20 protein-coding genes are annotated in these 24,209 nt (G+C 46.9%); 19 read left to right on the top strand and 1 reads right to left on the bottom strand.

Going from position 1 to position 24,209, the window contains the following annotated elements; genetic code table 11:
• The first annotated feature begins 2 nt into the window (after window positions 1-2).
• The 15 genes from A0U42_RS03245 to A0U42_RS03315 all read left to right on the top strand — a co-directional run bounded on the left by A0U42_RS03245 (window position 3) and on the right by A0U42_RS03315 (window position 16,990).
• Window positions 3-509 carry a TRAP transporter small permease gene (locus A0U42_RS03245; protein WP_065359851.1) on the top strand — a complete coding sequence of 169 codons (507 nt, stop codon included), beginning with the start codon at window positions 3-5 and terminating at the stop codon, window positions 507-509.
• Between the two features lie 14 nt (window positions 510-523).
• A complete protein-coding gene (locus tag A0U42_RS03250) occupies window positions 524-1,807 on the top strand; it encodes a TRAP transporter large permease (RefSeq protein ID WP_065359852.1) in 1,284 nt (427 codons plus the stop codon).
• Between the two features lie 49 nt (window positions 1,808-1,856).
• The gene (locus tag A0U42_RS03255) at window positions 1,857-2,900 is read left to right on the top strand and encodes an alcohol dehydrogenase catalytic domain-containing protein (RefSeq protein WP_065359853.1); all 1,044 of its coding nucleotides are present in this window, start codon (window positions 1,857-1,859) and stop codon (window positions 2,898-2,900) included.
• Between the two features lie 17 nt (window positions 2,901-2,917).
• On the top strand, window positions 2,918-3,694 hold the full coding sequence (locus tag A0U42_RS03260; RefSeq protein ID WP_065359854.1) for an SDR family oxidoreductase: 777 nt from the start codon (window positions 2,918-2,920) through the stop codon (window positions 3,692-3,694).
• Window positions 3,695-3,837: 143 nt separating this feature from the next.
• Window positions 3,838-4,782, top strand: coding sequence for a sugar kinase (locus A0U42_RS03265; RefSeq protein ID WP_065359855.1), 945 nt, complete (start codon window positions 3,838-3,840; stop codon window positions 4,780-4,782).
• 32 nt (window positions 4,783-4,814) lie between these two features.
• Window positions 4,815-5,456 (top strand): bifunctional 2-keto-4-hydroxyglutarate aldolase/2-keto-3-deoxy-6-phosphogluconate aldolase, encoded by a 642-nt coding sequence (locus A0U42_RS03270; RefSeq protein ID WP_065359856.1) that lies wholly within the window; start codon window positions 4,815-4,817, stop codon window positions 5,454-5,456.
• A 336-nt stretch (window positions 5,457-5,792) separates the two neighbouring features.
• Window positions 5,793-6,872 carry a mannonate dehydratase gene (uxuA, locus tag A0U42_RS03275; protein WP_065359857.1) on the top strand — a complete coding sequence of 360 codons (1,080 nt, stop codon included), beginning with the start codon at window positions 5,793-5,795 and terminating at the stop codon, window positions 6,870-6,872.
• A 14-nt stretch (window positions 6,873-6,886) separates the two neighbouring features.
• On the top strand, window positions 6,887-8,488 hold the full coding sequence (locus A0U42_RS03280) for a mannitol dehydrogenase family protein (RefSeq protein ID WP_065359858.1): 1,602 nt from the start codon (window positions 6,887-6,889) through the stop codon (window positions 8,486-8,488).
• Between the two features lie 17 nt (window positions 8,489-8,505).
• Window positions 8,506-9,840 (top strand): gluconate:H+ symporter, encoded by a 1,335-nt coding sequence (locus tag A0U42_RS03285; RefSeq protein WP_065359859.1) that lies wholly within the window; start codon window positions 8,506-8,508, stop codon window positions 9,838-9,840.
• A 15-nt stretch (window positions 9,841-9,855) separates the two neighbouring features.
• Window positions 9,856-10,275, top strand: a complete 420-nt coding sequence (locus A0U42_RS03290; protein ID WP_083122238.1) for an HIT family protein — start codon at window positions 9,856-9,858, stop codon at window positions 10,273-10,275.
• Window positions 10,276-10,336: 61 nt separating this feature from the next.
• Entirely contained in the window at window positions 10,337-11,281 is a 945-nt protein-coding gene (locus A0U42_RS03295) for a sugar kinase (RefSeq protein WP_065359860.1), read from the top strand.
• A gap of 47 nt (window positions 11,282-11,328) precedes the next feature.
• Window positions 11,329-11,967, top strand: a complete 639-nt coding sequence (locus tag A0U42_RS03300) for a bifunctional 2-keto-4-hydroxyglutarate aldolase/2-keto-3-deoxy-6-phosphogluconate aldolase (RefSeq protein WP_065359861.1) — start codon at window positions 11,329-11,331, stop codon at window positions 11,965-11,967.
• An 841-nt stretch (window positions 11,968-12,808) separates the two neighbouring features.
• The gene (locus A0U42_RS03305) at window positions 12,809-14,410 is read left to right on the top strand and encodes a mannitol dehydrogenase family protein (RefSeq protein ID WP_065359862.1); all 1,602 of its coding nucleotides are present in this window, start codon (window positions 12,809-12,811) and stop codon (window positions 14,408-14,410) included.
• Window positions 14,411-14,427: 17 nt separating this feature from the next.
• Window positions 14,428-15,762, top strand: coding sequence for a gluconate:H+ symporter (locus tag A0U42_RS03310; RefSeq protein ID WP_044503376.1), 1,335 nt, complete (start codon window positions 14,428-14,430; stop codon window positions 15,760-15,762).
• Between the two features lie 532 nt (window positions 15,763-16,294).
• The gene (locus A0U42_RS03315) at window positions 16,295-16,990 is read left to right on the top strand and encodes a GntR family transcriptional regulator (RefSeq protein ID WP_044503450.1); all 696 of its coding nucleotides are present in this window, start codon (window positions 16,295-16,297) and stop codon (window positions 16,988-16,990) included.
• A 33-nt stretch (window positions 16,991-17,023) separates the two neighbouring features.
• On the opposite strand, the gene A0U42_RS03320 is transcribed toward A0U42_RS03315, so the two are convergent.
• Window positions 17,024-18,019, bottom strand: a complete 996-nt coding sequence (locus A0U42_RS03320) for a LacI family DNA-binding transcriptional regulator (protein WP_083122241.1) — start codon at window positions 18,017-18,019, stop codon at window positions 17,024-17,026.
• A gap of 356 nt (window positions 18,020-18,375) precedes the next feature.
• Between A0U42_RS03320 and uxaC the strand changes: the two genes are divergently transcribed.
• Genes uxaC through A0U42_RS03340 form a run of 4 tightly spaced genes read left to right on the top strand, consistent with a single transcriptional unit; the run spans window position 18,376 to window position 24,200 of the window.
• Window positions 18,376-19,785, top strand: a complete 1,410-nt coding sequence (gene uxaC / locus A0U42_RS03325; RefSeq protein ID WP_065359863.1) for a glucuronate isomerase — start codon at window positions 18,376-18,378, stop codon at window positions 19,783-19,785.
• A gap of 13 nt (window positions 19,786-19,798) precedes the next feature.
• A complete protein-coding gene (locus A0U42_RS03330; RefSeq protein WP_065359864.1) occupies window positions 19,799-21,253 on the top strand; it encodes a tagaturonate reductase in 1,455 nt (484 codons plus the stop codon).
• A 7-nt stretch (window positions 21,254-21,260) separates the two neighbouring features.
• Entirely contained in the window at window positions 21,261-22,754 is a 1,494-nt protein-coding gene (locus A0U42_RS03335; protein ID WP_065359865.1) for a UxaA family hydrolase, read from the top strand.
• Window positions 22,755-22,766: 12 nt separating this feature from the next.
• Window positions 22,767-24,200 (top strand): glycoside-pentoside-hexuronide (GPH):cation symporter, encoded by a 1,434-nt coding sequence (locus tag A0U42_RS03340; protein WP_065359866.1) that lies wholly within the window; start codon window positions 22,767-22,769, stop codon window positions 24,198-24,200.
• The last annotated feature ends 9 nt before the right edge of the window (window positions 24,201-24,209 follow it).

Below are 24,209 nucleotides of genomic sequence, written 5' to 3' on the forward strand. Positions count from 1 at the left end.
GGATGAAGAGCAGCGGGAATTGGTTTGAACGCATCCAAGAGTGGGTTATGTGCTTAAATGCGGTCATTTTGATCCTGATCATGAGCATTGTATTTATACAAACGGTAACCCGATATGTTGTCTTTTACAGTATTCCCTGGTCAGAAGAAGCGTCACGATATCTCTATGTAGCGCTGACCCTCCTTGGGGTTAATGTTGCTATCACAAAAAATCAATTTGTCAGTATCGATTTGATTGATAACGCTCTTTCTGAAAAGAACAAACAAAGGCTGGAATTTATTCGACAAATATTAGCCTTTATTATTGCCAGTGTCTTTTTCTACAGTAGCTTCGGAATGATCGAAATCGGCGGATACCAGATGAGTCCGGCCCTACGTCTGCCGATGAATATAATGTACGGAATCGTTTCTCTCGGGTTTGGATTGACGGTCTTGTCTATCTTATTCCAGATGAAAGAACGGTGTTTTAAGCATGGTAAAGAAGATGTGCAGTCTGTCAATAAAGGATAAGGAGGCGAAAGATTATGGAGTTATCTGCAATAGCTCTTCTTGTAGTATTAGTCGGATTAATGGCAATTGGATTGCCTATTACTTGGGCACTGGGTGGGGCTTGTATCAGTGCTATTTTGCTGGATCCCAATTTGTCGTTAGCCATGATTACACAAAAGATATTCACAGGATGCGACAACTTTGCGATGTTGGCATTACCGGCTTTCTTTTTAGCCGGAGATATTATGGCTAAAGGCGGATTATCTGGACGGCTGGTTTCCTTTGCTGATTCTCTTGTCGGATGGATTTCCGGGGGTATTTCATTAGTATCTATTGTTGCCTGTGCTTTCTTTGCAGCTATTTCCGGTTCCTCTGTTGCAACAACTGCCGCTATTGGAGGAATCATGTATCCGGAAATGGTTAAACGAAATTACCCTAAAGATTATTCCGCAGCTTGCCAAGCCATTGGAGGTACCTTAGGCATTGTCATTCCGCCCTCTACAGTATTTGTTATTTATGGCAATATTACGAATACATCGGTAGCGAAACTTTTGATGGCAGGGATTGTGCCAGGAATCATTTGCGGCTTTTTCCTTTGTGTATATGCATATATTAAAGCCAAGAAATGTAATTTCCCCTGCAACGACAGCTTTTCTTTCAAACGTTTTTTATTGTCATTCCGCGACGCTATCTGGGCACTCTTAATGCCGCTGGTTATCTTGGGAGGCATTTATGGCGGAATCTTTACTCCGACGGAAAGTGCGGTTGTGGCTGTATTTTATGGATTCTTTGTCTGCTTGGGAATTTATCGGGAAATTACGGGAGCTCAGATTTTTGATGTTGTGCGGCAGACTGCGGTTACGACAGCGAATATTATTTTCCTCGTCGTTACGGCGCAGATGTTTGGCTTTATTGTCACCTTCTATCATATTCCGGTCTTAGTAACTAAAGGGTTTATGGCCGTTGCTAGCAATGCGTCGGTATTCTTGGTGTTAATTATCATCTTGCTGACCATTTGCGGGATGTTCTTGGAGGTAGGGGCTACTAACTTGATTTTAGGCCCAATCTTAGCCCCAATTGCGATTAAATTTGGCGTCGATCCCGTTCAATTTGGTTTACTTTTTGTATTTTTGTTAGCCATGGGGCAAGCAACGCCGCCCTTTGGGACTACCATGTTTGTTTCTTGCGGTCTTAGCGGGGAACCGGTAGCTAAAGTGGCAAGACGATTAATACCGTTTGTGGCTGTTGAAATTGTCTGTGCATTCTTATTTGCCTTTTTCCCGGCGCTGTCAATCGGGATTCTTGAGCTGATGAAGTAAATAAGAATTATTCATATAGTGATTTTTATCGTTAAAGGGAGGAATAATCATGTCAGATATGATGAAAGAAGTCGTTGTTACTGGTGCACATACTTATGAGGTACGGACTGTGCCTCGCCCGGAAGTTAAAGGCGATTATGATGTCTTAGTTCAAATGAAAGCGGCCGGTGTTTGCGGCAGTGACTTCCATATTTATAATGGGTCAAACCCATGCGCATCTTATCCACGCATTCCCGGCCACGAAAATGCAGGGATTGTAGCTGCTGTCGGTTCTAAGGTTACGAATGTCAAACCGGGAGACCATATCATTGTCGATTTAATTCATACATGCGGAACGTGCTACCAGTGCCGTATTCATCGTAAAAACGTCTGCGAAAACGTGTTGGTTCGCGGCTCAGGATATGATGGCGGCTGGAGAGAATATCTCATTGTTCCAGCAGATGAAGTATACCCCATAAGTGCCGATGTTCCTTGGAAAGATGCGGCTTTGGTAGAACCTTTTGCCATTGGAGCACATTGCACGCAAAGAGGGCGTGTCGTATCGGACGATACCGTTCTTATCTTGGGGACGGGGACAATTGGTGCCATTATTTTACAGACATGTAAGGCTAAGGGCGTCAAAAAAATTATTTGTGCCGATATCAGCGACAGCTCTTTAGAACGGGCAAAGGAATATGGCGCCGATTTTGTTATTAATACGAAGCAAGAAGATTTGAAACAACGGATTCATGAGTTGACCGATGGTCATGGGGTAACCATTGCTTTCGATTCGGCCTGCTTCCCCGGATCTTTAACGATGATTATGGAGCCCGGAATTGTCTGCAACGCCGGCCGGGTCGTACCGCTGGGGTTTGTTACAGATCCTGAACAAATCTCCCAAGCGATGATTAATCAGCGAGAATTAGATATTATCGGAACACGGATGTCTTGCTATCAGTTCGAACCTACGATTAAACGAATGGAAAATGGCGAATTTAACTTGAAAGGAATTGCTACCAACTACATTCCATTCAGCCAGATTCAAGAAGTTTTTGATAAAATAGAAAATCCTGATCCGTCTGTTAAAAAAATGGTAATTTTGTTTGATGAATAATGGGGGAGGTATTTACAATGAATCTTTCTGTCGATAATATTTTTGATGTAAGTGGTAAAAAAGCTATTGTAACCGGAGGCACACGAGGTCTTGGATATGGCATGGCCGAAGGCCTTCTGGAGGCTGGAGCGGAAGTTGTCATTGTCGGCACCTCAGATAAGGTTTTTTCCGTAAGTAAAGACTTTCAGGACAGAGGATTTAAATGCCATGGCGTTAAGGGAAATTTGGCGATTCGCGATGAAGTATATCGTGTTTTTAATGAAGGTGTAAAGGCTCTCGGTGGAGATCTGGATATTTTGGTCACCTCACACGGGATTCAAAGGCGGCATAGTGCAGAAGTATTCCCCATAGAAGAATGGGATGAAGTAATCAGTGTCAACCTGAATTCGGTGTTTATCCTTTGCCGGGAAGCCGGAAAGATCATGTTGAATAAAGGTTACGGTAAAATTGTTACGGTTGCGTCTATGGCCTCCTTCTTCGGGGGACAGACCGTACCGGCTTATTCTGCGGCAAAGGGCGGAATTGCTCAATTAACAAAAGAGCTGAGCAATGATTGGATTGGCAGAGGTATTAATGTAAACTCTATCGCTCCCGGGTATATGGCCACTGAGATGAATGAAGCCCTTCTTGATAAAAATAATCCTCGCTACCTTCAGATTACAGAACGCATTCCGGCACATCGTTGGGGTACCGGCGATGACATGAAAGGCCCTTGCTTATTCTTATGTTCACATGCCAGTGATTACTTAGGTGGTGCGATTATTCCTGTCGATGGGGGATATTTAGTAAAATAGTTTTGTGATGTTTTCCCTTTTAGTCAAGAAATAGCTTTTCCTGTATATCTTGGCAGCAGCCTGACCAGTGTAGGTTGAATTGGAAAATCGGTAACGGGACTGTCTGCTGCGACAGTCCCGTTTTATATTATGGAGGAATTAACATGAAGAATGTGCTTACTATTGGCGAGGCCATGGGCCTTCTCATCGCGGACGAAACGGGGCCGTTGGAATCGGTCGAACATTTTTCCCGCCACGTCTGTGGGGCTGAACTGAACTATGCCGTCGGTATGGCTCGTTTGGGAAATAATGTATCGTATATCTCCAAGGTCGGGATCGATCCCTTTGGCCGCTGCATCGTCAATTTTCTGAAAGAAAATAATATTCACGAACAGTATGTATGGACCGATGATGACCATATGACGGGATTCCAGATGAAAGAAAAAGTTGCCGAAGGAGATCCGTTCGTGGCCAATATCCGCAAGCATACGGCATTCTCTCATTTTCAACCGGCTGACTTAGCCGGTATCGACTGGTCCGGCGTCGATCACCTTCATGTGACGGGAATCCCCCTGGCCTTGTCGCAATCGTGCCGGGAAACGATTTATACGCTTATGATGCGGGCCCACAGTAAGGGTGTGCGCATTTCCTTCGACCCTAACCTGCGGCCCATGCTCTGGAAATCAGAGGAAGCCATGGCTCGGGTCATCAACGATGCTGCCCAGTACGCCGATATCGTCATGCCGGGCCTCGGTGAAGGCCGGATTCTGACCGGTCGGGAAAGCGAACAGGACATCGCCCGGTATTATCTCCAGCGAGGCGTCCAGACCGTTGTCATCAAACTCGGCGGCAGTGACGGTACCTATATTCGGACGGAAAAGGAAGAATTGTACGTCCCCAGTTATCACGTCAAGCACATCGTCGACACTGTCGGTGCCGGTGACGGCTTTGCCGTCGGTTTTACCAGTGGCCTTCTGGACGGCTTGAATTTGGAAGATGCTGCCCGCAGGGGCGCCGCTATCGGGGCCATGGCTATTCAGGTAGCCGGAGATAACGAAGGCCTGCCGACGAGAGAAAAGTTGGAAGCCTTCCAGGCCAGCCATTCGTAATCGATTCGTGTGTGTGAAAGGAGTTCATCCAGATGGACAAGATAGAAGTCGTCAATAAAATTAAAGAAATCGGTGTCGTTGCCGTCATCCGCGGCAACAATCCGGAAGAAGCTATTGCCATGTCGGAAGCCTGCATCAAAGGCGGTGTCACGGCCATTGAGTTGGCCTTTACGACGCCGCGGGCTCATGAAGCTATTCGGGAATTGGCGAAGAAATATGCCGATAATCCCGATGTCATCATCGGTGCCGGCACGGTACTCGATGCCGTTACGGCCCGCATTGCCATCCTCGAAGGAGCAGCGTTCATCGTGTCGCCGGCCCTAGACGTCGAAACGATCAAGCTGTGCAACCGCTACCGCGTGGCCGTTATGCCGGGAACGACGACCTTGAAAGACGTCGTAACAGCCCTTGAATGCGGTGCTGACGTCATTAAGATCTTCCCGGGAGAAGTCGTAGGCATGAAGGCTATTAAAGCCATCCACGGTCCCTTGCCGCAGGCACCGCTCATGCCGACGGGCGGCGTTAACGTCGACAACGCCGGTGAATGGATTAAAGCAGGCTGCGTAGCTGTCGGTGCCGGCGGAGCCTTGACGGGCGGCGGTAAGACGGCCGATGAAATTACGGAAACGGCGAAGAAATTCATTGTCGCTGTCAAGTCAGTACGAAACAAATAAGATATTATTGATCATAAGCGCGCTCTTCTGAATCGATATAGGAATACTCTTATATCATTTAGAAGAGTGTTTTTTTAGGTCGATTAGGTTCCGTTAACCTTCTTGGCACAGTTGGTCATAATAATTTTGCAGCGTGTAAGGTGTTTGGAATCGTCATAGTCGATAGTTGCGCAAAAATCATGTATATTTGCCGCCCTATTCGTCTTAATCAACTATTCTTCTTTTTGTTGAAAATAAAATACTAGTATGGTAGTATGTAAATGCAAAAGAGATAAACAAAAACGCAATAAAAATAAAAAATTTATTATTAAGTTATAAATTGGGAGGAATTAACCTATGAGAATGACATTCCGTTGGTACGGAGAGAAAGATGACAAAATTACACTGCAGCAGATCGATCAAATTCCAGGCATGGATGGTATCGTCGGTGCCTTATTTGATATTCCTGTCGGTGAAGTGTGGCCGGTTGAACCGTTGATGCATATCAAGCAACAGGCGGAAGCCAACAACTTAGTATTCAAAGATTTGGAAAGCATCAATGTCCATGAAGACATTAAATTAGGCCTGCCGAGCCGCGACCAGTACATCGAAAATTATATTACGTCCCTTCGCAATGCTGCCAAGGCCGGTATCGAAATGGTATGCTACAATTTCATGCCTGTCTTTGACTGGACTCGGACGGAACTTGCTAAACCCTTGTATGACGGCTCGACGGTTCTCGCTTATGACTACCATCTCATTGCCGGTAAGACGCCGGAAGACATGACTCGGGAAATCCTTGATAATACGAATGGTTTTGTCCTTCCCGGATGGGAACCGGAACGGTTGAAAGAACTGTCCCACCTGATTGAACAGTACCAGGGCATGGATGAAGACGGTCTGCGCAAAAATCTCGAATATTTCCTGAAAGCCATTGTTCCCGTTGCTGAAGAAGTGGGAATCAAAATGGCGATTCATCCCGACGATCCCCCCATTTCTGTTTTTGGACTGCCCCGCATCGTCAAAAACGAAAGTGACCTCATGAAGATTGCCAAGATGGTCGACAGCGAAAGTAACGGATTTACGATTTGCACGGGCTCTCTCGGCTCGAACCGTCAAAACGATATTCCTCACATCATTCGTAAATTCGGTAAAATGGGCCGCATAAACTTCCTTCATGTCCGCAACATCCAGGTCCATGAACCGTGGGTGTTCAATGAAGTAGCCCATAAATCCCAGATTGGGAACTTAGATATGTATGAAATTATGAAAGCTGCTTACGATATCGGTTTTGAAGGCCCCGTCCGTCCTGACCACGGCCGTATGATTTGGGGCGAAGACGGTCGTCCGGGCTATGGTTTATATGATCGTGCACTTGGGGCTAACTATCTCTGTGGCTTGTGGGATGCGATTAACCGTACATGCGGACAGTTGTAAAGGAGGTTTTATTCATGCTCCATTTAGAGCGCCAGAGTTTTATAAGAGACAAGGAAAAATGGGAGAAAAAAGGCTTTCAATTATATTCCTTTAATGATCGTCAGATAGCGGAGGAAACCAGTAATCATCCGACGTGGCTTCATGTAGGCGGAGGAAATATTTTCAGAGCCTTTATCGCACCGTTACAGCAGCAATTAATCGAAACGGGAGAAGAAAGCACCGGCATTATTGTAACTACAACTCATAATATGGCCGTTATTGATTCGGTGTATCGCCCTTATGATAATGTAAGTGTGGCCGTAACCATGCATCAAGATGGCCGATTTGATAAGAAGATTATCGGGAATATTGTGGAATCGGTGGCTTGTACACGGTCACGACAGGCCGATTGGGAACGGATGCAGGCTATTTTTACGGCACCATCCCTTCAAATTGTCAGCTTCACGATTACCGAAAAAGGATATAAACTGATGGATTATAATGGCAATTATTTTCCGGATGTAGCCCATGATCTCGCCAACGGACCTGAATCCACGGAAAGCGGGATGGGGAATTTAGCGGCCCTGACGTATGCCAGATATAAGCATGGAGAGTATCCCATGGCCTTCTTGAGCTTGGACAATTGCTCCCATAACGGGGACGTTATTAAAAAGGTAATTCATACCTTTGCCGATGAATGGGTGAAACATGCATTAGTGGAAGAAGATTTTCTTACCTATATAGACGAAAAAATCTCCTACCCATACAGCATGATTGATAAAATTGTTCCCTCATATTCTGACAAGGTACAAAAATATCTGCAAGAATGTGAATTTGAGGACACTCAGATTATTTCGGCCGGAAATAGCAAATATACAGCCTTTGTCAATGCAGAAGAAGCTCAATATTTAGTGATAGAAGATGATTTCCCCAATGGCCGGCCGGCATTAGACAAGGTTGGCGTTATTTTCACGAATCGAGAAACGGTTAATAAAGTTGAACGCATGAAGGTCGGAACTTGTTTGAATCCCCTGCATACGACATTAGCTGTTTACGGGTGCCTTCTCGGATATACATTGATTGCCGATGAAATGGAAGACGCGGAATTGAAAGGGTTGATTGAACGAATCGGCTATGATGAAGGTCTTAAAGTCGTAGTTAACCCGGGGGTTATCGATCCGAAAGCGTTTATTACTGAATTATTGGCCAAACGGCTTCCCAATCCTAACGTTCCGGATACGCCGCAGCGCATCGCGACGGACACGTCACAAAAAGTGGGCATTCGATTTGGCGAAACGATTAAAGCTTATGGCGATAAGGCCAAGACCTTGGAATATATCCCCTTAGCCATCGCCGGTTGGTGCCGTTATCTGTTGGGCGTCGATGACCGTGGAAATGCATTTAAACTTAGTCCTGATCCGCTTCTCAAGGATCTGCAGGCCTTTTTGCAGGGGGTGGTGTTGGGAGACATTTCGTCTTCGAAAGGAAAGTTAAAACCGATTCTTTCTAATTCAGATATTTTTGGCAGTGACCTTTATGAAGTCGGCCTTGGTGAAAAAATTGAAACTTATTTCGAAGAGCTCATTGCCGGGCCACATGCTGTACGCGATACACTAAGAAAATATGTAACAAAATAATGTTTGGAGGGAGTATTATGGAAAATATTATGCCCGTCTTATGGGTAATCGTAGCCATTGTTTTACTGTTATTTATGACTGTGAAAATGAAGGTTCACAGCATGATTGCTTTGCTGCTTATTGCGATTTTCGTTGCCTTTATGGAAGGGATGGACTCTGTATCATTAGTTAAAACAATAACTAAGGGTGCGGGGAGTACTCTGGGGGGCGTCGGTCTTATTATTGTCCTTGGTGCTGCTTTGGGTCAGTTAATGACCGATTGCGGGGCATCTAAAAAAATTGCCGATACAATTGTAGCTCACTGCGGAGCAAGGACATTGCGGTGGGGCGTTATGTTTGTTGGTATTATCTTTGGGATTTCAATGTTCTTTGAAGTAGGGTTTATGGTTGTTGTTCCCTTGGTTGTCAGTATCGCCAGGGAAGCTAAAATTCCTTATATGTATTTAATTATCCCTGTTCTGGCCGGTGTGGCCCAAGCGCATAGTGTATTTCCGCCCCAACCCGGTCCGGTAGCCTTGGTCGATGCTTTTGGTGCCGACAGTGGGATGGTTTATCTCTTAGGGCTTGTTGTAGTTATTCCTTCTGTTATTTGTGCCGGCCTTATTTTACCTCGCTTTTTGAAAGGCTTAGATACATTAGCAGCTCCAAAACTTGGTAATATTGACGAAACAGCACTTCATGATTTTAAACTTCCATCCTTTGGAGTCTGCTTACTGATCCCCTTATTGCCGGCTGTTTTTATGATCGGACATACTATTATTTCTAATTTTATTGTCAAAGACAGTCTTGTTTTCAGAGTCTTTGAATTTTTAGGCAGTCCGAATGTCAGCTTACTGGTTGCTGTTTTGGTTGCTATGTATGTTTTTGGTATTCGTGCAGGTCGTACTATTACTGAAACGTCTGAGACTATTACCTCTGCTATTAAAGGGATTTCCACGGTTGTAATGATTATTGGTGCCGGTGGCGTTTTTAAACAGGTCATTGTAGATGCCGGTGTCGGGCAGCATATTGCAGCTTCTGTTGCCGGTACCTCTGTATCACCGTTACTGTTAGCATTTATAATCACTGTAATTATTCGCTGGGCTACTGGACAGGGGGCCGTTTCTGCTATTACAGCTGCCGGTATTGTTGCTCCTTTAATTCCTGTTTTTAATGTTAATCCGACGCTGCTCATGCTGGCCACGGCTGTTGGCAGCAATACGATTACCATGCCGAATGATGCCGCTTTTTGGATGATGAAGGAAACCTTCAATTTGACAATGGGACAAACCTTTAAGACATGGGGACTGTTGGAATTGGTCAACTCTGTTAGTGGTTTGGCTGTCGTATTAGTCTTATCTCTGTTTATCTGATTTGGAGTGATATAAATGATAGATGAAAATTGCGGATATTGCGTTAAAGGTGAACCGCTGGCTAAGTTTGGAATCTGCGTTTGCGATTTATCGGTCAGTATGTTGGTTTTATTCAAGGAGCAGAGCCATCCCGGTCGCTGCATCGTCGCTTATAAAAATCATGTAAGCGAAATGACGGAACTTACGGATGAAGAAAGAAATGCTTTCTTTGCTGACGTTGCGCGGGCTTCGAAAGCGATTCACGCCGCTTTTCATCCGGACAAAGTGAACTATGGGGCTTATGCCGATACGGGACATCACTTGCATGTCCACTTAGTGCCCAAGTATAAAGATGAGTTTGAATGGAACAGCACCTTTGTCATGAACCCTGACCGCGTTTACTTGACAGATGCAGCCTATGAAGAGATGATTGACAAAATAAAGAAATACCTATAAAAACAAGTAATCAGGGACTGTCTGCTGTGACAGTCCCCTTTTATCTCATGGAGGAATCAATATGAAGAATGTGCTTACTATTGGTGAAGCGATGGGGCTTCTCATCGCCGAAGAAACGGGTCCCTTGGAATCGGTCGAACATTTTTCCCGCCACGTCTGCGGGGCGGAACTGAATTATGCTGTCGGCATGGCTCGTTTGGGAAACAACGTATCGTATATCTCCAAGGTCGGGATCGATCCCTTTGGCCGCTGCATCGTCAATTTTCTGAAAGAAAATAACATCCACGAACAGTATGTCTGGACCGATGACGACCATATGACGGGATTCCAGATGAAGGAAAAGGTCGTCGAAGGCGATCCTTTCGTAGCCAATATCCGCAAGCATACGGCATTCTCTCATTTTCAGCCGGCTGACTTAGCCGGTATCGACTGGTCCGGCGTCGATTACCTTCATGTGACGGGAATCCCCCTGGCCTTGTCGCAATCGTGCCGGGAAACGGTTTATACCCTCATGATGCGGGCTCACAGCAAGGGCGTGCGCATTTCCTTCGACCCTAACCTGCGGCCTATGCTGTGGAAATCAGAGGAAGCCATGGTCCGGGTCATCAACGATGCCGCTCAATATGCTGATGTCGTCATGCCGGGCCTCGGTGAAGGACGTATCCTGACCGGTCGGGAAAGTGAGCAGGACATTGCCCGGTATTACCTGGAACGGGGCGTCCAGACCGTCGTCATCAAACTCGGCGGCAGCAACGGTACCTATGTTCGGACGGCGGAGGAAGAATTGTACGTCTCCAGCTATCATGTGAAACACATTGTCGATACGGTCGGTGCCGGAGACGGCTTTGCCGTCGGCTTTACCAGCGGCCTTCTCGATGGCTTGAGCCTGGAAGATGCCGCTCGCAGAGGGGCTGCTATCGGGGCTATGGCCATTCAGGTAGCCGGAGATAATGAAGGCCTGCCGACGAGAGAAAAATTGGAAGCATTTCAGCAAAGCCATTCGTAATAGTCGTATAGAGATATCTTTTTGAGCGTGTGAGAGGAGTTTACACCATGGACAAAATCGAAGTCGTCAATAAAATTAAAGAAATCGGTGTCGTCGCTGTCATTCGCGGCAACAACCCGGAAGAAGCCGTTGCCATGTCGGAAGCCTGCATTAAAGGCGGCGTCACGGCCATTGAATTGGCATTCACGACGCCACGGGCTCATGAAGCCATTCGGGAACTGGCTAAGAAATATGCCGATAATCCCGACGTCGTCATCGGTGCCGGCACGGTCCTCGACGCGGTCACGGCCCGCATTGCTATCCTCGAGGGAGCAGAATTCATCGTGTCGCCGGCCCTCGACGTCGAAACGATCAAACTGTGCAACCGCTACCGCGTAGCCGTCATGCCGGGGACGACGACCTTGAAAGACGTCGTAACAGCCCTTGAATGCGGTGCTGACGTCATTAAAATCTTCCCGGGTGAAGTTGTAGGCATGAAGGCTATTAAAGCCATCCACGGCCCCTTGCCGCAGGCCCCACTCATGCCGACGGGCGGCGTTAACGTCGACAACGCCGGAGAATGGATCAAGGCCGGCTGCGTAGCTGTCGGTGCCGGCGGAGCCTTGACGGGCGGCGGTAAGACGGCAGATGAAATTACGGAAACGGCCAAGAAATTCATCTCTGCCGTCAAAGCCGTACGCGCTTAAAACGATATCCTTGTTAAACATGCGAAAAGCCTCGAAGATTCGTCTTCGAGGCTTTTCGGTTCTTTGAGACAAGGATACTTTTGGCGGCGGCTTCTTCTTTACCTCCGAAAGAGCCATGAACGACCTGTTACGGCCTCTGATAGAGGCTCTGACAGTATAAGACTCTTCTTTTGCACGTGGGAAGGCATAAGGCCGTCAAAGCCGTCTACGGCCACTCACGCAGGCTTGCGGGCGAGAGCAATGTTGACAACGGCGATGATGAGATACGGCTGATGGTAAAGTGGATGCTGAAATCACGGAAATAGGTAAAATTCATCATATCTTTTTGGATCGTTGGAAACAGATGGGAATTTATTGATTATACTGAACTATTTTTTGTGTAGAAAATAAATAAATGTTTTTATATACAATAAAAACGGCTGAATTGAGCCTTTTTATAATTTTTTATTCATAAATTTTCAAAATTAAAGCGAAAAGAAGGGAAAATATTTTATGCGAAGCAAGCAAAATGATGTACTAAAAAATCATTTCATCCTTCTTATTTATTCATTTTAGTCAAATTTATTGAAAATAAAGTACTAGAATGGTAGGATGTAATCACGATAAAAATGAAGATGACCGAAAAGACAATAAGAACAAGAAAATTATCTCAGTTTATTTTTTGGAGGGGTTGACGTATGAAAAAGATATTCCGTGGATACGGAGAAACGAAGGACAAGCTTACATTACAGCCAAGAGATCGACTTCCGGGTATGGAAGGCATCGTCGGAGCCAATTCTATTTACTGTTTATGGGATTCCATTAACTGCGCGTGCGCAGAGGTATAAAGGAGGTTTTATCGATGCTTTATTTAAATCGCCGGAGCTTCCTGACGGATAAGGAAAAATGGGAAGAAAAGGGCTTTCAATTATATTCATTCGATGACAGCCGGGTAACGAAAGAAACAATCGGTCATCCTACCTGGCTTCATGTCGGCGGCGGCAATATTTTCAGGGCCTTTGTGGCACCGTTACAGCAGCAATTAATCGAAATGGGCGAAGAAAGTACCGGTATTATTGTAACTACGACGCATAATATGGCCGTTATTGATTCCGTGTATCGCCCTTATGATAATGTAAGTGTGGCCGTAACCATGCATCAAGATGGCCGATTTGATAAGAAGATTATCGGGAATATTGTGGAATCGTTGGCTTGTACACGGTCACGACAGGCCGATTGGGAACGGATGCAGGCTATTTTTACGGCACCATCCCTTCAAATTGTCAGCTTCACGATTACCGAAAAGGGATATAAACTGACGGATTATAATGGCAATTATTTTCCGGATGTAGCCCATGATCTCGCCAACGGACCTGAATCCACGGAAAGCGGGATGGGGAATTTAGCGGCCCTGACGTATGCCAGATATAAGCATGGAGGGTATCCCCTGGCCTTCTTGAGCCTGGACAATTGCTCCCATAATGGGGACGTTATTAAAAAGGTAATTCATACTTTTGCCGATGAATGGGTGAAACATGAATTAGTGGAAGAAGATTTTCTTACCTATATAGACGAAAAAATCTCCTACCCCTACAGCATGATTGATAAAATTGTTCCCTCGTATTCGGAAACCGTTCAAAAGCATCTGCAAGAATGTGAATTTAAGAACAATCGAGTGATTTCGGCAGGGAGTAGTCAGTACGCGGCGGTTGTCAATGCGGAAGCCGCTCAATATTTAGTAGTAGAAGATGACTTCCCCAATGGCCGGCCGGCATTAGAAAAAGTTGGCGTTATTTTTACGGATCGAGAAACGGTTAATAAAGTTGAACGCATGAAGGTCGGCACTTGTTTGAACCCCTTGCATACGACATTGGCCGTTTACGGTTGTTTGCTTGGCTATACCTTAGTTGCCGACGAAATGAAAGATGCGGAACTTACGCGGTTGATTGAACGAATCGGCTATGATGAAGGCCTTAAGGTCGTCGTTGACCCGGGGGTTATCAACCCGAAAGCGTTTATCACTGAATTGTTGGAGAAACGCCTTCCCAATCCTAACGTTCCGGATACGCCGCAGCGTATCGCGGCGGACACGTCACAAAAGGTGGGCGTTCGCTTTGGCGAAACGATCAAAGCTTACGGAGATAAGGCCAAGACCTTGGAATATATCCCCTTAGCCATCGCCGGTTGGTGCCGCTATCTGCTGGGCGTCGATGATCGGGGAAATGTCTTTGAACTTAGTCCCGATCCGCTGCTCCAGGATCTGCAGGCCTTTTTGCAGGGTGTCGTGTTGGGAGACGTTTCGTCTGCAAAAGGAAAGTTAAAACCGATTCTTTCTAATTCAGATATTTTTGGCAGTGACCTTTATGAAGTCGGCCTTGGTGAAAAAATTGAAGCTTATTTCCAAGAACTCATTGCCGGGCCGGGTGCAGTACGGAATACATTGAAGAGATATATAACGAAATAGTATTTGGAGGGTTTATCATGGAACATATTCTACCTGTTATATGGGTAATCGTCGCGATTGGGTTACTTTTATTTATGACCGTAAAACTGAATGTCCACAGCATGCTGGCCTTGTTGCTGGTTGCCATTTTCGTTGCCTTTATGGAAGGTATGGATCCGAATGATTTGGTTCAAACCATCACCAAGGGGGCCGGCAGCACCTTTGGCGGTGTCGGTCTGATTGTCGTCCTCGGTGCCGCCTTAGGTCAGTTAATGACCGATTGCGGGGCCTCTAAAAAAATTGCCGATAAGATGGTCGCTAGTTGCGGGCTGCGAACCTTGAAATGGGGGGTTATGCTTGTCGGGGTCATCTTTGGGATTTCGATGTTCTTTGAAGTCGGTTTCATGGTTGTTGTTCCCTTAGTTGTCAGTATTGCCAGGGAAGCTAAGATTCCTTATATGTATTTGATTATTCCCGTATTAGCTGGTGTTGCTCAAGGGCATAGTGTTTTTCCGCCCCAGCCCGGTCCGGTAGCCTTAGTGGATGCCTTTGGTGCCGACAGCGGGATGGTTTATCTCTTGGGGATCGTTGTCGTCGTCCCTTCGGTTATTTGTGCCGGCATCATTTTACCCCGTTTTTTGAGCGGGTTAGATAAATTAGCCGCGCCGAATTTGGGGAATATTAATGAAACAGCCCTTCGTGACTACCGACTTCCTTCCTTTGGGGTATGCTTACTGGTTCCCTTGCTGCCGGCTGTATTTATGATTGGGAATACCATTATTCGTCATTTTGTCGCCAATGATACCTTTATTTTTAAGGCCTTTGGATTTTTAGGAAGCCCGAATATCAGCTTGTTGGTGGCTGTCCTTGTGGCCATGTATGTTTTTGGTATCCGTGCCGGGCGCACGATTTCTGAAACATCGGTTACCATTACGTCTGCCATGAAAGGGATCTCTTCGGTTATCATGATTATTGGTGCAGGCGGCGTTTTAAAACAAGTTATTGTAGATGCCGGGGTTGGCCAGCATATTGCCGCTGCGGCTGCCGGTACCTCTATATCCCCGTTGATTTTAGCCTACGTCATTACCGTAATCATTCGCTGGGCTACGGGACAAGGTGCGGTAGCTGCTATTACGGCAGCCGGGATTGTTGCGCCGTTAATTCCGGTGTTTAATGTCAATCCGACGCTGCTCATGTTGGCCACGGCCGTTGGGAGTAATACGATCACTATGCCGAATGATGCTGCTTTTTGGATGATGAAGGAAACCTTTAATTTGACTATGGGACAAACCTTTAAGACATGGGGCTTATTGGAACTGGTAAACTCTACGAGTGGTTTGGCCGTCGTATTCCTCTTGACTTTATTTATCTGATAGTAAGATGTACACGGATATCTGAACATCTCGGCTCTTAGGTCAAGGCGGCTTTCCGGCTACGTTTGCTTGGCAGATCATCTTTGTTCCGAAGCAGAAGCACGAGTTTGAAGGGAATCGTATTTTTGTTATGAATCTCGAAGCCTTTGCGGGACGTGCTGCTCCGGATGTGATGATTGGCCGCATACTGAAATACCTATAAGCACAAAAGGTGCCGGGACTGTATGTTTTGACAGTCTCGGCTTATCTCACAGAGACGTCAAACTGAACGGGCAAAATTTCTCCGTAGGCGCATGATTTACTGATTTACGAAGATTGTTTAAACAAGCTTACGAAATAAATTTTAATAGCATAATAACGCCATTTATCACAGGTGAATAATGTTAAACCTATTTATCTTAGAAAATGTATTGTTGGGAAACCGTATAGAATGCCTTTCCATTTTTAATTAGCCTATACTATTTCTGATGGATTTATGGTAAGATGAATTTGAGAATGGGGAAATATAGATGTTAGGAATGATGGAGTGGCTATGGATAAGTTGATTTTGATTGAAAAAGAGCCTCAGGAAACGGTGCGGGAATATGCTTACCGCGTGTTGTACCAAAATATAATGACTTTGAAACTGCCGCCGGGAACGGCCATGTCTGAACAGGAGCTATCCGGGATTTTGCAGGTGAGCCGGACGCCGGTTCGCGAAGCCTTTATCCGACTGGCGCAAAAGGGGCTGCTGGAAGTATTGCCCCAGCGAGGAACTTTTGTATCAAAAATCCATACTGGACAGTTGGCTGAATTTCGCTTTTTTAGGGTGACTTTAGAACGAGCGATTGTAGAATTGGCTTGCCGGGAGTTTTTGGATCCTTGGCGGACGAAGTTGGAGTTTTGTATCTTTGAGCAGGGCAAATTCGTAGCCAACGGCAATGCCGAAAGTTTTTTTAAGAGTGACAATACCTTGCACTCGCTGCTCTATGAAGGCTGCGGTAAGCCCCATATCTGGCAAGTAGTCCAAGACTCAAACCTCGACTATGCCCGGGCTCGTGTTTTAAATATCAGCGATGGCTATGCAGCCGAGCAAATGGAGCTCCTCTATGAACAGCATAAGATTATTGTACAGGCCGTATTCGATAAAAATGTAAAAGCCGCTCAAGACATGATGACCAAGCACATCAACAAGGTCATGGTCGACGTAGCGGTATTGAAAAAAGAATATCCCGAATACTTCGGATAAAAAAATTCCGTATACTTGAGTATACGGAATTTTTTATGTTCTGAAACTTTCACGTTCAATGAGTTCGGCATTGAACTCGGTTCGAATGGGGACGGCGTCAGCCCCCTTGGTGGTTAGTTCGGTTACGATGTTGACGGCGGCGGCGCATAAGTTTGTCAGTTTATTGTCCAAGCTGGTGAGGGTCGGTGTAGCGCATTCGGCGAGGATTGAGTTGTTACAGCCGACGACGGGGATGTTTAGTCCGTGGCGCAGGGCTGCTCGCTGTGCCCCGACGGCAAAGATGTCATCGGCTGTAATGATGGCGTCGAAGTCGATGTGTTCAGCGACTAAGCGGTCAATCAAAGCTTCTGTATCCGTAAGGGTTTTGGGGATCTGTTGAATCAACTCAGTGCGATGAGGCAGCTGTAAATCTTTGATTCCCAGGCGAAAGCCGTCCAACTTATGGCGGCCGCTGTAGGTGAGCGAATTATAGATATAGAGGATATGTTTACAGCCCTTCTTGGCCAAGGCTGCGACGACATCTTTCATGCCGTCTTTTTCGTTACAGACGACGCTGTACATACGGGGCTGATGGTAGTCACTGTTGATGGTGATGACCGGGATTTGACGGGCCGTTTCACAGAGCAGCCTCACATCCGACTCCGATGAAAAAGGCGTGCCGATGGTGATGATGGCATCGACGTGTTTTCCTGCCATGTCGGAGATATACTTGCCGTTATGGCCGTTATCGCTGCCGGTGTTGGACAGCATGACATCAAAGTGATGCTGCCTGAGGCCGTCTTCCAAAAGGGACACGGCATGGGCATAGAAGATATCGGCGACGTCGGTACAGATGACGCCGATGATTTTCATGGAATCCAGGCCCAATCCGCGGGCAAAGGGGTTGGGCTTATAACCCATTTCTTTCATCACCTGAAGTACCTTGGCCCGTGTTTTTTCGCTGACTCGGCTGCTGCCGTTGAGGACGCGGGAAACCGTGGCGATGGAAACATGGCATTTTTGCGCGATGTCGTAAATCGTGATATTCATAGCAATCGATCCTCTTTATGTAAAAATCTGGGGTACTTACATTATAACACATTTCTTTCTTAATAAATCAATAGGGATATGGATAAAATGTGTAAGAGCTTAACCGGAATGAACATAGATAACCTGTTTGAATTTAAAACAAAAGATATTGATTTTGGAAGGCGAATACGGAATGCATGATAAAAAAGCATTGGAAAACTTAATTTTTTTCAAAAACCATACAGAAAAATCATACGTCATTGACACTGTAGGCATGCTATGATATCCTTTCGGTAAAGATAAGTGTAAGAGCTTACAATAAATTTTCAGTTGACCGACAGCATTCGACGCCGGGTATTGGAAGGAGACATATAATAATGAAACAATTTATGGACAAGGATTTCTTACTGGAAACAGATACGGCAAAGCATTTATTCCATGATTATGCAGCAAAGATGCCGATTATCGACTATCACTGTCACATCTCTCCGCAAGAAATCGCTGAAGATCACCACTTCCGCAGCATTACCGAAGTATGGCTCGGCGGTGACCATTACAAATGGCGTATCATCCGTGCCAACGGTACTCCCGAAGAAAAAGTCACCGGTGAAACGTCGACAGACTTGGAAAAATTTGTGGAATATGCGAAAGCGCTTTCTCGTTCGATCGGTAACCCTCTTTACCATTGGAGTCACTTAGAATTACAGCGCTATTTCGGAATTACCGAACCGCTGACGGAAAAGAATGCTGAAGATATTTTCAACCGCTGCAATGCAAAGCTTCAGGAAAAAGGTATGGGCGTCCAGGGCTTGATTGAACAGTCCAACGTCAAAGTTATCTGCACGACCGATGATCCGGCCGACGATTTGAAATGGCATAAAAAATTGAGAGATGAAAAGACTTGCAGCGCTAAGGTATATCCGGCTATGCGTCCGGACAAACTGATGAACGTCGATAAAGACGGCTACGCAGATTACATGACTCGCCTCGGCAAAGCTGCCGGCGTAGATATCAAGAATTTTGCCGACCTTCGCCAAGCCATGGATAAACGAATCGCCTTCTTTGAAGAAATGGGCTGCCGCGCTACGGACCACGCCTTAGAATATGTTTTCTGCCGTGAAGCCGATGAAAAGACGATCGATGCCATCATGACCAAAGCTTTGAACGGCGAAGCTGTCAGCAAAGAAGAAATGGAAGCCTATAAGACAGCTGTTCTGACCTACCTTGCCGGTGAATATCACAAACGCGGATGGGCTATGCAGATCCATTTTGCAACCCTTCGCGACCTCAACTCGGAAATGTATCGTAAACTCGGCCCTGATACGGGTTATGACAGCATTGCCGAAGGCAACTGCTGCAAAGGCCTTATTGCCCTCTTAGACCACCTCAATGAACTCCATATTTTACCGAAGACAATCCTTTACTCGGGCAACCCTAATGACAATGCCATGATTGCTACGATTATCGGCGCTTTCCAGGGTGACGGCGTTCGCGGCAAGATTCAGCAAGGCGCTCCCTGGTGGTTCAATGATACGAAACAGGGCATGATCGACCAGATGACCGGTATTGCCGATGAATCTGTCTTTGGCAACATCTTGGGTATGCTGACGGACTCCCGCTCCTTCTTGTCCTACGCACGCCATGAATATTATCGCCGCATTCTCTGCAACTGGATCGGTAATCTTGTTGAAAACGGTGAATATCCGAACGATGAAGACGCACTTCGCCAGTTAGTCGAAGAGATCAGCTTTAACAACGCAGCTAACTATTTTCAATTTCAGATGTAAACGAGGGTAAACGATGAAAAATGTAAGTGAATTCCATCAGAAACAACAGCATCCTGTACGGATCTTACAGTTTGGAGAAGGTAATTTCCTCCGCGCCTTTGTCGACTATGCTGTCGACGTAGCCAATGAGGAAAACGGTTTTGACGGCAGCGTATCTGTCGTCATGCCCCGCTCGGGCAAGACCGACCGTTATTCCAAGCAAAATGACATATACACGGTATGCTTGAGAGGCCAGCAGCATGGGAAAGTCTGCAAAGAAAACCGAGTCATTACGTCGGTGAAGACTGTAATCAGCGCTCGTGATGAATACGACGCCTTCATGGATCTGGCTCATGAAGATGCCCTCGAATTCGTCGTATCCAATACGACGGAAGCCGGCATTGTCTTTGACGCTGCCGACAAATTCGAAGCCTGCCCGCCGACGACCTTCCCGGCTAAACTGACCAAGTTCCTCTATGAACGGTATACCTTCTATAAGGGGGCTTCAGATAAAGGCCTCATCATGCTGCCGACGGAATTGAACGATAATAACGGTAAACTCCTTCAGGACTGCGTCACCAAATACGCAGAAAATTGGGGCCTGGAACAAGGCTTCCTGAGCTGGCTTGCCCAGAGCTGCCGCTTCGTTGACACTCTCGTCGACCGCATCGTCGTAGGGTACCCGGAAGATTCCATTGATAAGATCCAGGCTGAACTGGGCTATGAAGACGCTCTCCTCGACCAGGCTGAACCTTTCTCTTTATGGGTTATCGGCGACTCGACCTTAGGTGACCGTCTGCCGTTAAACTCGAGTAAATTCCACGTTGAATTCACGGATAACATCCAGGCCTTCAAGGAACAGAAAGTTCGCATCCTCAATGGCGCTCATACGTCGATGGTCCTCGGCGCTTACCTTGCCGGTCTCGACTATGTAGGCCAGTGCATGGAAGATCCGATTATCCGCAAATCGCTGGACCAGACGGTCTTCGATGAAATCGTACCGACCGTTGATTTACCGGAAGAAAAGGCCGTTGCCTTTGCCCGGGCCGTCTACGAACGGTTTGAAAATCCCTTCGTAAAACACGCACTTTTGGCTATTTCCCTGAACTCCATCTCGAAGTGGAGAGCCCGGATCCTGCCGACCTTTAAGGACAGTTTGGCAGCGACGGGAAAACTGCCGAAGTTCCTGACTTATTCTTTGGCGGCTCTACTGGCCTTCTACCGGACGACGGAAGCCGGCGACCAATGCCTCATCGGGTCCCGGGCCGGCAATACCTATGAAATTCACGATGATGAAGATAAATTAGCTTTCATTAAAGATCATGCAGCCCTTGCTACAGCCGATTATGTCAAAGCCGTCCTCGGACAGGCCGATTGGTGGGGCGAAGATCTGAATGCTGTTGACGGCCTTACGGATGCCGTAACGGCCCATATGGACCGCATGGCTGAGGTAGGCGTCAAAGCTCATCTTACCGAATTGACTGCATAAGGAGATTATGATGAACGTATTTCAGATACACGCTGATGATAATGTAGCCGTCGCTGTTGACGCTGTTGCCAAGGGCAGCAGCGTTACCGTCGGCAGTCAAACCTTTACCGTCTGCCAGGACATCCCGGCAGGCCATAAGATAGCCATTAAAGAGATTAAAAAAGGCGAAGATGTCGTAAAATACGGCTTCCCCATCGGGACTGCAAAGATGGATATCCCCCAGGGCTCCTGGGTACACACCCACAACGTCCAAAGTAAACTGGGCGACCTCCTGGATTACACCTACGAACCGGAAAAGGCCCAGCGCCCGCCTTTGGAAAGTGAAAAAAAATACGAATTCCTCGGATATAAACGGACCGATGGCCAGGCCGGTATCCGCAATGAAGTTTGGATCATCCCGACTGTCGGCTGCGTCAACAACATTGCCCGGGCCATTGAAAATGCCGCCCAGGTCTATAAGACGGAAAACATTGACGGCATCTATTCGTACAGCCATCCTCATGGCTGCTCCCAGCTCGGTGACGACCAGCTCCATACGCAGAAAGTATTAAGTGGCCTTATTCACAATCCGAACGCCGGAGCCGTTTTGGTGCTGGGTCTGGGCTGTGAAAACAACCAAATCAGTTTGATGAAGGATGTCATCGGTGACTACGATCCGGACCGGGTCAAGTTCCTTATCTGCCAGGACGTAGAAGATGAAATTGAAGCCGGCACGGAAATCGTCAAAGAACTGTGCAGCTATGCTGCTAAATCCCACCGGGAACCGTGCGATGCCTCCCTGCTTACGATCGGCCTGAAGTGCGGCGGATCCGACGGTTTTTCGGGCATCACGGCCAATCCTTTGGTCGGTGAAATCTCGAATCGGCTCATCGCTGCCGGCGGCACGTCGATCCTGACGGAAGTGCCGGAAATGTTCGGTGCAGAAACGCTGCTCATGAACCGGGCTCGGAATGAGGAAGTCTTCGATAAGACCGTAGCCCTGGTAAACAACTTTAAAGAATATTTCATGAATTACGGCGAAAAGATCAATGAAAACCCATCACCGGGCAATAAAGCCGGCGGGATTACGACGCTGGAAGATAAGTCCCTGGGCTGCGTACAGAAAGGCGGTCAGGCCCTGGTCGAAGACGTCCTTTCCTACGGCGACCGGGTTTCCAAGAAAGGCCTGAACCTCTTGCAGGCTCCGGGCAACGACCTGGTAGCGGCCAATGCTTTAGCAGCTGCCGGTGCCCACATGGTCTTGTTTACGACGGGACGGGGAACACCCTTTGCCTGCCCGGTACCGACGATCAAGATTTCCAGCAACAGTAAACTTGCGGGATTCAAAAAGAACTGGATCGATTTTAATGCCGGTACGATTGCTGAAGGCGAATCGCGGGAAGCTGCGGCCGACCGCCTGTTCCAATACATCCTCGATGTGGCGTCGGGACGTGTTTTTGCGAAATCGGAAGCGCTTGATAAACACGAACTGGCTATATTTAAAAACGGTGTTACCTTATAAGGAGGGAGTGCAATGAGCACACAAGAAGGAACCTTGCCGAAGCCCAATGCTCCGGTTGAAGGGAAATCCGCCCAAGACGGCCATGTAAAACTGTCCTGGCGTGAAAAGATTTGTTATGGATTTGGTGATTTTGGCAATGGCTTTATGTTTGACCTCGGACAGGCTTATTTGACGAAATACTGGATCGACGTTTGTACGATCCCGGCTGCGGCTGTTGCCGGTATTTTCGCCTTTACCAAAATCTTTGATGCCTTTATGGACCCGATCGCCGGTTCCGTTATCGATGGCCGTAAAAACATCGGTCCTCGCGGTAAATTCCGTCCGGTCATGATGTTTTCTGCCGTCATCCTGGCTATCTTGACGGTCATTACCTTTACCATGCCGGAAATATCTGCGACAGGTAAAATTATCTTTGCTTACGGTGCTTACATGGCTTGGGGCCTCGTTTACTCGTTTACTAATATCCCCTATTCCTCCCTGGCCAGTGTTATGACCCGAGACGTTGAAGAACGAAGTCAGATGGCTACGACGCGTCAGGCCGGTTCTATCGGGGCTCAGCTCATTACCGGCATGGCTTTCGTACCGATCGTCATGATGTTCGCTTCGCCGCACCACGGCTTCTTTATCGCCGCGGCTGTCATGTCCATCGTCGGCGTCATCGGCTTTGCTATCTGCTATTTTAACTGCCGTGAACATGTCCCTGTTAAGCGTAATACGGCCAATGAACAGAAAGCAAAAGCTTCCGACTATGTTAAACTCGTATTTACCAATAAACCGCTCTTATGCATCATTTTAATGACCTTGTTTACCATTTCGGCCATGAATACCAACAACCAGATGATGATTTTCTTCTGCCAGTATAACCTGGGGTACATGGGTTTCCAGCCGATTGTAAACGGCATCATGATGGGCTGCTCCGTTGTTGGGATCCTGCTCATTCCGAAACTGGTTAAGAGATTCGGTAAGAAGAAAACGGCTATCGGCGGCTTGCTTATCGGCTGCGCTGCAGACCTTCTCAACTTCGTCATCCCGACCAACATTTACTCGTTCATCGTTTTGGTTACCATCGGCTACGTTGCCTTGGCTATTCCTAATGGTGTTACCTGGGCCTTTGTCTCCGACGTCATCGACTACAGTGAATGGCATAACGGTATTCGTAAAGAAGGTATCACCTATGCCGCTTTCAACTTCTCCCGTAAAATCGCTCAGGCTCTGGCCGCTGTCGTAAGTTCCGGTATTCTGGTAATGACGGGTTATGTTGCCAATGCCGTACAGAGCGAAATGACCCTCTTGGGTATCAAAGCTGCTATGACCTTGTATCCCGGCGTTGCCCTTGGGATTGCAGCCATTATCCTGTACTTCTTCTACGGATTGACGGACGATAAGTTCAAGAAAATCGCTGAAGACTTGAATAATGGTAAATGGGAACATGGTATCATCGAATAAGGAGGCTTT

This window comes from Megasphaera sp. DISK 18 (assembly GCF_001682955.1).
GTDB classification, from domain to species: Bacteria; Bacillota; Negativicutes; order Veillonellales; family Megasphaeraceae; genus Megasphaera; species Megasphaera massiliensis.